The organism is Amycolatopsis sp. NPDC049253 (assembly GCF_040678995.1).
Taxonomy (GTDB): domain Bacteria; phylum Actinomycetota; class Actinomycetes; order Mycobacteriales; family Pseudonocardiaceae; genus Amycolatopsis.
This window is the reverse complement of record NZ_JBFAQX010000058.1, coordinates 1-12621: the sequence shown is the minus strand read 5'-3', so window position 1 is coordinate 12621 and position 12621 is coordinate 1. Positions and strand designations below refer to the sequence as shown.

Annotated in this window: 8 protein-coding genes; 6 read left to right on the top strand and 2 right to left on the bottom strand. The window is 72.3% G+C overall.

Translation table 11 applies throughout. The features are described 5' to 3' along the window. The coding region (locus AB0K15_RS47425) for a DUF6531 domain-containing protein (RefSeq protein ID WP_364067707.1) at positions 1-4566 on the top strand (4566 nt) is incomplete at its 5' end. 226 nt (positions 4567-4792) lie between these two features. Continuing rightward, entirely contained in the window at positions 4793-5263 is a 471-nt protein-coding gene (locus tag AB0K15_RS47420; protein ID WP_364067705.1) for a hypothetical protein, read from the top strand. An 80-nt stretch (positions 5264-5343) separates the two neighbouring features. Here the strand turns inward: AB0K15_RS47420 and AB0K15_RS47415 are convergent, their stop codons facing one another. Beyond that, positions 5344-7521, bottom strand: coding sequence for a cation-translocating P-type ATPase (locus tag AB0K15_RS47415; protein WP_364067703.1), 2178 nt, complete (start codon positions 7519-7521; stop codon positions 5344-5346). 5 nt (positions 7522-7526) lie between these two features. Beyond that, complete coding sequence (locus AB0K15_RS47410; RefSeq protein ID WP_364067701.1) at positions 7527-7805, bottom strand: DUF1490 family protein; 279 nt, start codon at positions 7803-7805, stop codon at positions 7527-7529. A gap of 316 nt (positions 7806-8121) precedes the next feature. Here AB0K15_RS47410 and AB0K15_RS47405 point away from each other — a divergent pair, with 316 nt between their 5' ends. From AB0K15_RS47405 to AB0K15_RS47390, 4 genes are all read left to right on the top strand, one after another. After that, complete coding sequence (locus AB0K15_RS47405) at positions 8122-9474, top strand: MFS transporter (protein ID WP_364067699.1); 1353 nt, start codon at positions 8122-8124, stop codon at positions 9472-9474. Continuing rightward, entirely contained in the window at positions 9474-10493 is a 1020-nt protein-coding gene (locus tag AB0K15_RS47400; protein ID WP_364067697.1) for an alcohol dehydrogenase catalytic domain-containing protein, read from the top strand. Before AB0K15_RS47405 ends, AB0K15_RS47400 begins: the two co-directional genes overlap by 1 nt. After that, positions 10490-11458, top strand: coding sequence for a CoA transferase (locus tag AB0K15_RS47395; RefSeq protein WP_364067695.1), 969 nt, complete (start codon positions 10490-10492; stop codon positions 11456-11458). Before AB0K15_RS47400 ends, AB0K15_RS47395 begins: the two co-directional genes overlap by 4 nt. A gap of 284 nt (positions 11459-11742) precedes the next feature. Continuing rightward, on the top strand, positions 11743-12531 hold the full coding sequence (locus AB0K15_RS47390; protein WP_364067693.1) for an IclR family transcriptional regulator: 789 nt from the start codon (positions 11743-11745) through the stop codon (positions 12529-12531). Positions 12532-12621 lie beyond the last annotated feature (90 nt).

Below are 12621 nucleotides of genomic sequence, written 5' to 3'. Positions count from 1 at the left end.
GACTACACCCCACCGCCGGGATCCAAGAGCGGCGACGACACCACCCACACCTCCAGCGCCGGCGGTGGCGGCTCCACCGGCGGTGGCGGCACCCCGCCGCCGGCGAAGAGCGACCCGCCCCCGCTCAACACCGATCCCGAACCGCCTCCGGCGCAGACCGCGAAGGGGCTGGGGGACGACAAGACGGTCACCTCGAGCTCCGGTGGTTCCGGAGGTTCCAGCGGCGGCAAGAGCGTCAAGGACAGCAACGCGAACCCGGACGAGAACGGCACCCCGCCGCCGGACCGGTCGGTGTGCGGTGACCCGATCGACGTGGCCACCGGGTGGATGCTGCTGACGCAGACGGACCTGGAGATCCCGGGCGCGTTGCCGCTTGAGGTGTCGCGCACCCACATCTCGTCCTACCGCGCGGGCCGCTGCTTCGGCCCGTCGTGGGCGTCCACTGTGGACCAGCGGCTCGAGGTCGAGGACGACGGCCTGCACGTCGCGCTCGCCGACGGCAGCCTCCAGAGCTACCCCGTGCCGGTGAGCTCCCCGGTGCTGCCGGTCGCGGGCCCGGCACGGCCGCTGCGGCGCGTCGAGGACGGCTACCTGGTCGAGGACCCGGAGCAGCAGCACACGCTGTTCTTCGAGGAGTCCGCCGACGGCGTGTTCCCGCTGCGGACGATCTTCGACGGCGACGGCAACCGCATCGACGTGGTGCCCGGCTCGAACGGGGTGCCGGCGGAGCTGGTCCACTCCTCCGGCGCCCGGGTGCTGTTCGACAGCGCGGGCGGCCGGATCACCGCACTGCGGACCGCCGACGGCACGATCGTCGCGAGCTACTCCTACGACGCGCGCGGCCGGCTCGCCGAGGTCGTCGACGCCGCCGGCACACCCACCCGCTTCACCTACGACGCCGACGGCCGCATCGTGCGCTGGGAAGACGTCAACGGCCGCTGGTACGGCTACGGCTTCGACGCGGCAGGCCGGGTCGTGCAGGCCCGCGGCACCGACGGGTACCTCGACTGCACGATCGACTACGACCGCGAGAACCTCGTCACGAGCGTCACCGACTCGCTCGGCGCGGTGCGCCGGTTCCACCTCGACGACCGGCTGCGGGTGATCGCCGAGACCGACGCGCTGGGCCACACCACCAGCCTCGGCTACGACGAGCACGGCCGGCTGCTCACCCGGACCGATCCGCTCGGCCGCCAGGTCCGCTACGAGCGGGACGAGGCCGGCCGGGTCGTCGCGATCACCGCGCCGGACGGGACGCGGTCGCTGACCGAGTACAACGAGCAGGGCCGCCCGGTCGCCGCGATCGGCCCGGACGGCGCGACGTGGCGCTACGAGTACGACGCGCGCGGCAAGGTCACCGGTGTCGTCGACCCGCTCGGCGCCCGGACCTCCTACGCCTACGACGAGCGCGGCAACGTCGCCGTGGTCACCGACGCGCGCGGTGGCACCACCCGGATCCAGTCCGACGCGGCGGGCCGTCCGCTGACCGTCGAGGACGAGGACGGCGCCGTCACCCGCTACACCTACGACCTGCTCGGCCGCACCACGTCGATGACCGACGAGCTGGGCGGCCTCACCCGGCTCGCCTGGGCGGCGGGCGACCAGCTCGCCGAACGGATCGAGCCGGACGGCGCGACGTGGCGGTGGAAGGACTCCGCCCTCGGGAACACCGACGAGAGCACCGACGCGCGCGGCAACACCACGCGCACCGAGTACGCGCAGTTCGACCTGCCGGTGGCCGAAACCGGCCCGGACGGCGAGCGGCTCGCCTACGCGTACGACACCGAGCTGCGCCTGGTGTCGGTGACCAACGAGCAAGGCCTGGTCTGGCACTACCGCTACGACCCCGCCGGGAACCTCACCGGCGAGACCGACTTCAACGGCCGCACCCTGCACTATCGCTACGACGCCGCCGGGCAGCTGATCGGCCGCACCAACGGCGCCGGGGAGACCACGACGCTGGAGCGCGACGTGATGGGCCAGGTGGTCCGCCGCGTCACCGGCGAAGACGTCGCGACCTTCGCCTACGACGAGGCCGGCCGCATGGTCTCCGCGCGCAACGCCGACGCCGAGGTCACCTTCGCCTACGACGCGCTGGGCCGCGTGGTCGCCGAGACCGTGGACGGGCGCGTGGTGCGCTCGGAGTACGACGAGCTCGGCCGGCGCCGCGTGCGCCACACGCCTTCGGGCGCGGCGTCGCGCTTCGAGTACGGGCCGGCCGGCACGCTCGCCGCGCTGCACGTCGGCAACCGCTCGCTGCGCTTCGAGCACGACCTCGCCGGCCACGAGCGGGTCCGCCGCTTCGGTGCCGCGGAACTGCGCCAGAGCTGGGCCCCGGGCGACCGGCTGGTGGCCCAGACGGTCGTCGCCGGCAATCGCACGACCCAGCACCGCGAGTACGGCTACCTCGCCGACGGTTACCTGGCTTCGGTGACCGACGCGATCACCGGTCCCCGCACACTGGAGGTGGACCGCTCGGGCCGCGTCCGGGCCGTCGTGGGCCGCGGCTGGCAGGAGAACTACGCCTATCACCAGACCGGTGTCATCGACCAGGCGCAGACGCCGGGCGCGCCGACGGCCGGGCCGCGCGAGTACCGCGGCACCCTGCTCACCGCCGCGGGCGCGGTCCGCTACGCCCACGACCCCGAAGGCCGCACCACCCTGCGCGGTGCCGCGCCGGCGGGCCCGCAGTGGCAGTTCCGGTGGAATGCCGAGAGCCGCCTGACCTCGGTGCTCACGCCGCAGGGCGAACACTGGCGCTACCGCTACGACGCGCTGGGCCGCCGGGTCGCCAAGCAGCGCCTCACGCCGGACGGCCGGGTGGCCGAGCAGGTGCAGTTCGCCTGGGACGGGGACACCCTCGCCGAGCAGGTGCGCACCGGACCGGGTCAGCCTCAGGTCGCCACCGTGTGGGAGTGGGAACCGGGCACCGGCCGCGCCCTGACCCAGACCGAACGCGTCCTCGGCACGCCGGACGAGCGGTTCCACACCATCGTCACCGACCTCGTCGGCACGCCGAGCGAACTGCTGGAGGAATCCGGTGAGGTCGCGTGGCACCGCCAGGCCACGCTCTGGGGCAAGGTCCTCGACGGACCGGGCCGCACCACCACACCGTTGCGGTTCCCCGGCCAGTACCACGACACCGAAACCGGGCTGCACTACAACCTCAACCGCTACTACGACCCCGAGGTCGGCCGTTACCTGTCGCACGACCCGCTGGGCCTCGACCCCGGCCCGGACTCGCAGGCCTACGTCCTCAACCCGACCGCGCTGGCCGACCCGCTCGGCCTCGCTCCGACCGTCACCCCGTGCGCCGCGAAGAAGAAGCAGCAGGCAGCGGCCACCGGCCCGTCGAAGTCCAAGGTGAGCAAGGCCAAGCAGCAGCTGACCGGCAACACCCCCGGGCCGAGCAAGAAGGCGCCGAAGGTGAAGACCAAGCCGGACGGCAACCCGGCCAAGTCCGACGGCACCTACGGCACCACGAAACACGAGCAGGCCCGCACCTGGGAGAAGTACCAGAACGAGATCAAGAACGACTCGACCTGGAAGGACCCCAACAAGCTCGTCAGCGGCAAGACGCACGAGTCCGAACACCCGATCGGATACAAGGCCATCGGCGGCGACGAGTTCCAGCGGGCGAACGCGCACGAGACCCAGATCCGCGACGGCGTCAAGGCCGGCGATCGCGGGCCGAAGACCCCGGACGAGGCCGCCAACATCAAGGACGCCAGGCGCATGGAGGACGACGCGCCCGCCTACCAGGAGTCGGCGCAGGCGCACCGCGACAACATCGGCACCGGCGTGCGCGGCGAGAAGGACGGCTCGGGGTTCAACGCCGACACCTACCGCGAGTCCCTCGGCAACACCCTGCGGGAAGGCCGGCCGAGCGACGGTGTCCAGCTCAACCAGCTCACCTACGCTCACCAGCACACGAAGCCCACGATGGTGGACAACCCCGACTTCGTCAGCAAGGACAAGACCCCGGACGAGCCGAAGAAGATCAACGCCTGGGAGCCCAACCCGCACTACAAGAACGACATCGAGACGCCGAACGAGCCGAAACGCACCCACGCGATGGAGCCCGCTCCCGAGCGGGACAGCTTCCGGCCGACCGCGGGCACGGTCCAGGGCAAGGTCGCCGACGACTCCTACCACCACATGGTGGACAAGATGGAGGGCAAGTCGATCGAGTACAGCGACGGCACCGGTGGGATCGGCATCCCGGGCGGCACCACCCACACCCCGCCGGTCTCGCACGACGACGTCATCGAGATGCACACGGCGCGCGACGTCGTGCGCGACGGCGCCAACGTGTCCAAAGAGGACATGCCGATGTTCCTCCACGAAAAGGAGATGGGCCACCGCGTCAAGCCGCCGACCGACGAGCAGCTCAAGGAAGCGGCCGACTACGTCAAGGACGACCCCAAGGTCGACATGTCCGACCAGGCGATCAAGGACCGGATCCGGCAGCAGCAGGAACGCATGCAGCAGATGGTCAGCCAGCAGCGCGCCGGCCGCGAACCGGGCTGGGCCGCCGACCCGGACGCCATGGAGGTCGACGGATGACCGGCGCGGAAACCGCACGGGTGACCTACTGAGCACCTGCTCGGACCGGGCCGCACGACCCGGTCCGAGCACGGCTCCTTCGGTGAAGTGGGCGTCCGGCGCGCAGCCGCGAATTTCCATCAGCTGCTCGTAGCCGGCCGCCGAGGCGAGGTAGAACAGCACGTGGAACAGGGAGATCTCGCGCGGTTCGGCGCACCAGACGCTCGGCGCCGGCGGGATCGGTTCGGTGCTGTGGCACCCGCTGATCCTGATGGTGCTGACGTCGGCGGCCGCGTCGACGGAGACGACCGTGCTCACGCTGAGCCGCACCGTGCTGCCGATGGCCGACCAGGGCGCGCTCCCCCGGGCACTGGCCCGCGTGCACCCGCGCTTCCGCATCCCGCACGTCGGCACGATCGCGGTCGGCGTCGTCGGGGCGGTGGTGTACATCGCCCTGAACTTCCTCGGCCGCGGGCTCGTCATCGGCGACGCGGTGTCGGCGGGCGGGGTGATGATCGCGTTCTACTACGGACTCACCGGCCTGACTTCCGCGTGGGCCCACCGCGCCGGATGGCGCGCGAGCGCCGCGGATCTGTGGCTGCGCACCGTTTTCCCCGCCATCGGCGGGGTCGTGCTGCTCGCCGCGGGGATGTGGAGCCTCGTCCACGCCTGGGACCCGTCGTCGAGCGGCACGACCTGGCCGCTGCCGTTCACCTGAGTCGAGGTCGGCGGCACCTTCGTGATCGGCGCGGGTTCGCTGGTGCTCGGCCTGGTCGTGCTCCTGGTGTGCCGCCGGGTCTACCCCGCGTTCTTCCGGCGCTGAGCAGTGTTCGCGGCGAGGCGGTAGCGGATCAGGCGCGAGCTGTTGCCCACGACGGCGACCGACGAAGCGTTGTGCAAGATCGCCGCGGCCACCGGTGACAACGCGCCCACGGCGGACACCCCGAGTCCCACCGCGTTGACGGCGATGGACATCCCGTAGTTCTGCCGGACCAGCGTGATCGCGCGGCGGCCGAGATCACGAAGGTCGAGCAACGCCCGCAGATCATCGGTCGCGAGCGCGACGTCGGCGGTCTCCACGGCGACATCGGTGCCGCCGACTCCCATCGCGATGCCGATGTCGGCCAACGCGAGCGCGGGCGCGTCGTTGGTGCCGTCGCCGACGACCGCGACCGTGTGGCCCTCGGCCTGCAGCTGCCGGACGACGTCCTGCTTGTCCTCGGGCAGCGCCTGGGCCCGGAACTCCTCGATGTCCAGCTCGTCGGCCACCGCCTTGGCGGTGACCGGGTGGTCCCCGGTCAGCAGCACGATCCGGCGGACACCGTCGGCCCGCAGCGCGGCCAGCACCTCACGCGACTCCGGACGCACCGTGTCGCGCAGGGACACCAGCCCCGTCAGCGTGCCGTCGACCGCCAGCAGCAACGGCGTCTCCGCGGCCTGCTGGAGCTTGCGCACCCAGCGTTCGGCGTCGGCGGAGATCGCGATGTCCTGCCGGCGCAGCAGGTCGACGTTGCCGATGAGCATCGTGCGCCCGTCGGTGCGGACCCGCATGCCCTGGCCGAGCAGCACCGCGCACTCTTCGTGCGGCGGGATCTCGATCCGCCGCTCTTCGGTCGATCGGATGACCGCCTGCGCGAGCGGGTGCCGTGAATGGATTTCCGAGCTCGCGGCGTAGGCCAGGACCTGCTCGGGCGACCACGCCTCGTCGAACGAGATCACGTTCGTCACCACGGGCCGGCCCAACGTCAGCGTGCCGGTCTTGTCGAACACGATGGCATCGACGCGACCGGCCGCCTCGAGGTGCGCGCCACCCTTGATCAGGATGCCGCGGCGGGCGCCGTTGCCGATCGCCGCGCTGATCGCCGTCGGGGTGGCCAGCCCCACCGCGCACGGGCACGCGACCAGCAGCATCGTCATCGCCCGCCGGACATCGCGGGTCACCAGCAAAGTGAGCAGGGACAAGGCGAACGACGCGGGCACGAACCGGCGGGAGAACGTGTCGCCGACCGTCTGGATCGGCGCGCGGTCCTCCTGAGCCTGCTCGACGCGCGTGATGATCCGGCCGATCGCGGTGTCGGGGCCCACCGCCGCGGCCCGCACGACGATCCGGCCGCGCAACAGCACCGAGCCCGCGGGCAGTGAGGTGCCCGGCGCGACCGTGACCGGCAGCTGCTCACCGGTGACGGCCGCCTGGTCGACGATGCCCTCGCCCTCGACGACCACGCCGTCCACGGGCAGCACCACGTGCTCGTGGACCACGACCTCGTCCCCGACCACCAGATCGGCGATGTCCGTTTCGATCTCGACACCGTCCGGCGTGCGCACCCACGTCCGCGTCTGCGTGCCGGTGAGCAGCTCCGAGATCGCCCGCCTGCTGCGCCGCAACGTCAGGTCCTGCAGGTACTCGCCGATGTTCAGCAACCACAACACGGTGAGCGCGACGACGTTCTCCCGCAGCACCAGACTCGCCACGGTCGCCGCCGACACCAGTGCGTCGGTGCCGGCACCCCGCCCGCCGGACAACGACCGCAGCGCGCCCCGCAGGAACGGGTACCCGGTGAAGATCGTGACCCCGGTCGCGACGGTGCGGCTCGCCGGGCCGAGCATCGGCGGTCTGCGCAGGCCGTAGCGCCGCACGCCGAGCAGCACCAGCGCCACCCCACCGGCGACCATCCGCAGCATGTCGCCGGTGCGCACGTCCGCGGAGCGCGGCGCCCGCGTGACCGGCGCCGCCGCGTCCGTGCGCAGCGCGGCTTCGACCGCCGCCACCAGCTCGCCGTGGTCGCACCGCCGGTGGTCGTACCAGACGACCACGCTGCCGGTTTTCGGATAGGCGTGCACCTGCCGCACGCCGAAAACGTGGTCGACCGCGTCCTCGACCGCCACCGCGCGCGCCCGGCTGCCCCGCAGGGCGCCCGCGACGAAGCGGACCCGGCCGGCCGCGTCCGAGACGACGTTCAGCGTTGTGTCCGGCACGGCGGTCAGTGTTCGTGTCCGTGTCCGGCCGAACCGGCCACGGGCGCCTGCTCGCCGATCCGTTCGCGCGCCTCGCTGACGACATCGGCCGTCGCCAGCCGGACCTTCTCCGCGCCGGTCTCGGCCGCACGCGCACCCTTGAGGCCCCAAGCCGTCACCGCGACGGTCGCCGATCGGAACGCACCCGACCGGGCGACCTTCTTCGCGCCGTCGTACACCGCCGCCCCGGCAACGCCGGTCACCACCACACCGACCGCTTTCGCGGCGAAACCGCTCAGCACCACCAAGCCTCCTCAGCCATCCGGCCCGTCGCCACCCGGCCGACCTGTGACGGCACCGCGTCGGCGACGAGAAAGGCGCGAGCCTAACCCCGCCGATGATCACTGTCCTGTCGACACATCGTAGCCGACAACGGTTTTCGTTGTCGGGATGGTGGGGTGCGTTCTCGCAAGAGCGGCAGAGGCGTCGGCAAAGGGCAGCGCTCGCCACCGCCTGAGCCTTGTGGCGAAGCTCGCAACGAAGTACCGTCGCTTCATTCGAGTTTAAGAAAGATCTTTCGGTATTTCGAATCGAAGGGACTCGGGGTCAATGGCGACGACGATGAGGTCCACCACGGCGATGGGCAGACGGCGGGTCGCCGTCGCGTGCATCATCGGGAACTTCCTGGAGTACTTCGACTTCGGTGTGTACGGGTTCCTCGCCGTGGCCATCGCGCACGAGTTCTTCCCCGGCGGGTCGAGCGCGGTGGGGCTGCTCAAGTCCCTGGCGGTGTTCGGGGTGGCGTTCGCGGTGCGGCCGCTGGGCGGGGTCGTGTTCGGGCTCATCGGGGACCGGGCCGGGCGGAAGGTGTCGTTGTCGGCGAGTGTGGCGCTGATGGGCGTCGCCACGACGTTGATCGGGGTGCTGCCGTCGTACGCGGCGATCGGGATCGCGGCGCCGGTCCTGCTGGTGTTCCTGCGCTGCCTGCAAGGGCTCGCCGTCGGCGGGGAGTGGGGAGCCAGCTCGGCCTACCTGATCGAGACGGCGCCGGCGGATCGGCGCGGGATCCCGGGCAGCTTCCCGTCCATGGCGGCGGCGCTCGGGCTCATCTTCGGTGCCCTGCTGTCGCTCGCCTTCCAGCTCTCCCTCAGCGCCGCCGCGCTCGACAGCTGGGGCTGGCGCGTGCCGTTCTTCGTCGCCGCGCCGCTGGCCGCCGTCGGCCTCTACGTGCGCCAGCGGCTGGAGGACACGCCGGTCTTCGAAGAACTCGCGAAGAGCGACGCGCCGCGCGCCCGGCTGAAGGACGCGCTGCGCCGCGACCAGGCGAAGGCGATCTTCGTGACCTTCGGGTTCTCCTGGATCTGCGGGGTGGGCCTGTACTTCCTCGGCACCTACGTCGTGAACTACCTGACCGCGACCGCGCACATCGGCGACACCCGGGCGACCGTGCTGACCTCGATCGGGCTCGCCGTCTACTGTGGACTGTGTCCGCTCGCGGGCCGGCTGTCCGACCGGCTGGGCCGGCGCCGCACGCTGCTGTTCGGCTGCCTCGGCCACGTCGTGTTCGGCATCCCGGTGTTCATGGCGCTCGGGACCGGGTCGACGCCGGTGGTGATCGTCGCGCTGATCGTGTTCGCGCTCTTCCAGGCGCCGATCAACGCCAACACCTCGCTGGTGCTCATCGAGATGTTCCCGGCCTCGACGCGGCTCACCAGCGGGGCGCTCGGCTTCAACCTCGGCGTCGGCGCGCCCTCGGGCTTCGCGCCGCTGGTCGCCGCGGCGCTGGTGGTGTCGACCGGGCTGAGCTACGCGCCGGGCATCCTGCTGGTCGGCGTCGCGCTGATCTGCGGGCTGGTCCTGCTGTTCTGGCTGCCGGAGACGGCGGGGCGCGACCTCACACTCGACGTCGACGCAACCAAGTCCGGCCCCGCCCCGACGATCGCGGGCAAGGTGACCGAGGTCGTGGTGCCGTGATGCGAGCCGCGGTGCTGACGGCGCCGGACCGCTTCGAACTGCACGACCGCCCGGTTCCCCAACCCACGGCCGACCAGCTGCTCGTGCGGGTGGCCGCGTGCGGGATCTGCGGCCACGACGTGCTGGCGCGCAAGGGTTTACTGGCCGCCGGACCCGGCCAGGTCCTCGGGCACGAGATCGCCGGGCGCGTCGAGGCCGTCGGTCCCGCGGGCGACGCCTCGTGGGTCGGCCGCCGGGTCGCGCTCGTGCAGCGGTTCCCGTGCGGTACGTGCGCCGAATGCGTGGCCGGGCACACCAACACCTGCCGCGGCGGCCCGGGTTTCTACGGCGAGGACCTGCCCGGCGGTTACGCCGAATACGTCCTCGCCGGGCCGCTCAACGCGGTCGCCCTCCCCGATACCGTCGACGACGCCTCAGGCGCGATCCTCTCCTGCGCGCTCGGCACCGGCCTCCACGCGCTGCGCCGCACCCGAGCCGCGGCAGGCGACCTCGTGCTCGTGACCGGCGCGAGCGGCGGCGTCGGGGTCCACACGGTACGGATCGCGGCCGCACTCGGCGCCACCGTGATCGCCGTGACGAGCAGCGACAGCAGAAAACCAGCGCTGCTCGACTCCGGCGCCCAGGCCGTGGTCACCGTCGCGGAAGGCGCACCGGCCGTACGCGCGGCCGCCGCGGACCTCGGCCGGCCGCGCGGGGTCGACGTCGCGATCGAGACCACCGGCACCCCCACGTTCGGGCTGTCGCTGAAAGCCCTGGCGCCGCGCGGCAGGCTGGCCGCGGTCGGCAACACCGACCCCGGCGCCGTCGAAGTCCACTTGGGACTCATGATCCTCAAGGAGCTCGAGATCGCCGGCTCGGCCCACGCGAACCGCCGGGAGCTGCTCGACGTCGTCGACCTCGTCGCCGGCGGCAAGGTCACCCCGGTGCCGCCGCGCGTCTGGCCCCTCGGCGACATCGCGGCCGCCCACGCCGCCGTCGACTCCGGCGCGCTCGTCGGCCGGGCGGTGGTCCGGCCGTGACCGGCCCGCTGCACGGCATGACGGTGCTCGACCTGAGCCAGCAACTGCCCGGGCCGTACGCGACGTTCCTGCTCGCGTCGCTGGGTGCCGACGTCCTCAAGGTCGAGCCGCCCGCCGGCGACCCGGCCCGCCGCTTCGACCCGCCGATGTTCGAACGCGTGAACGCCGGCAAGCGCGGCGTTTTCCTCGACTTGAAGTCCCCCGCGGGCCGCGAACGGCTGCTGGAGCTGGCGGCCGGGTGCGCGGTGTTCGTCGAGGGCTTCCGCCCCGGCGTCACCGCGCGCCTCGGCTGCGACGAGAAGGCCGTGCGCGAGGTGCGCCCGGACGTCGTCTACTGCTCGATGAGCGGACTGGGCCAGAGCGGGCCGCTGGCGGGCCACCCCACGCACGACTTGTCGCTGCAGGCCATGGCCGGCATCCTCGGCGACACCGGACAATCCGACCGCATCGGCGTGCCGTGGGTCGACCTCGGCACCGCCACCACGGCGGCGCTCGCGATCACCGCGGCGTGGCACGCGGGCGGCGGCACCTTCCTCGACCTGGCGATGCTCGACGTCGCCACCGCCTGGAACTCGGTCAAGCCCCTCGCCGTGACCGAGCCGGAGGCGACCTACGGCGTCGTCCCGGCCAAGGACGGGTCCGTCGCCCTCGCGCTGCTCGAAGACCACATGTGGCGCCGCCTGTGCACGGCGCTGGGCTGGCCCGACGACCCCGCCCTGGCCACCTACGCCGAGCGGCGCGGCCACGCGGCGCAGATCCGCGCCCGGCTGGAGACGGCGTTCGCGCGCTACACCGTCGCGGAGCTCCTCGCCTTGGCCCACGAGCACGACCTGCCGCTCGGCCCCACCGACGCCACGGGTGACCCCGGCACGGTCGCCCAGCTCCGGGCCCGGGGCCGCGACGACAGCCCGGCCGCGCGCCACACCCCGTTGCCGCTCAGCCTGATCGCCCCGCGGGAGTCCTGAGATGCCCCTCGTGGCCGGGATGGCCTCACCACCTACGGCGAAGCCACGCGCCACGCCCTCGACCGACACGACCAGACTGCCACACCGCGACCGGCCCGGTCATGGGCCTGCGCCAGTACAGCTGCCTCGGCGCGATGCCGGCCCTGACGCCGGCGCTGGACGACGCGGATTTCCTCGTCGGCGGGACCCGCCGGCACTGATCGTCCCGGCCGTCTCGCCACCGGGCACGGCCGCGGATCGGCTAGGCTTTTTGGCGGATGACCAGCGACGAGAGGCAGGGGTGCGTGGCAGCCGACGGAGGGGCGGAGCGGTTCTCGCGGGTGTTCGACACGCTCGAGCTGCTCGTCGGGCACCCGGAGGGCATGACGCTCACCGAGATCGTGAAACGGCTCGGCATGCCGGCGAGCAGCGCCCACAACCTGCTGCAGCGCATGGCCGCCACCGACGTCATCGTGGTCTCCGACGACCTGCGCTACTCGCTCGGCTCCCGCGCGGTGCGCCTGGGCATCCGCATCGTCGACGGCCTGGAGGTGCGCGACGTCGCCCGCCGTCCCCTGCAGGAGCTCACGCGCGCGACCGGCGAGGACGTCTACCTCGCGGTGCGCCTGGGCACGCGCGTGTCCTACATCGACCGCTTCCCCGGCACGCGCCCGATCGCGGTCGACATCCGGCTCGGCCAGTCGCTCTTCCTGCATGCCACGGCCGTCGGCAAGCTGTTCGCCGCGTTCCACCCGCCGCTGCACCGGCGGCTGATGGGCGAACCGCGGCCGCGGCTGACCGACCACACGCTCACCGAAGACGCCGACCTCGAGCGCGAGCTGGAGACGATCCGGCGCGCCGGCTACTCCGTGAGCCGCGAAGAAGCCATCCCCGGCGTCGTCGGCTACGGGTTCCCGATCCGCGACGCGTACGGCGAGCTCACCGCCGCCATCCACATCTCCGTGCCGCTGGCGCAGATCGACGAGACGCACGAGAAACTCTTGCTGGACAAGGCTTTCGAGGCCGCCTCCGCGATCGAGGCCGACCTGGGCCGCAGTGGTGCGGACCTCTCACGCCGCGGTCGCCGGGCCTAGGTGTTCTGTCCTGTGAGGTTGGGGACGCGGGTGGCGGGTGGTTTGCCGCCGAGTGCGGTGTGGCCGCGGTGGTGATTGTAGGTGTGCAAC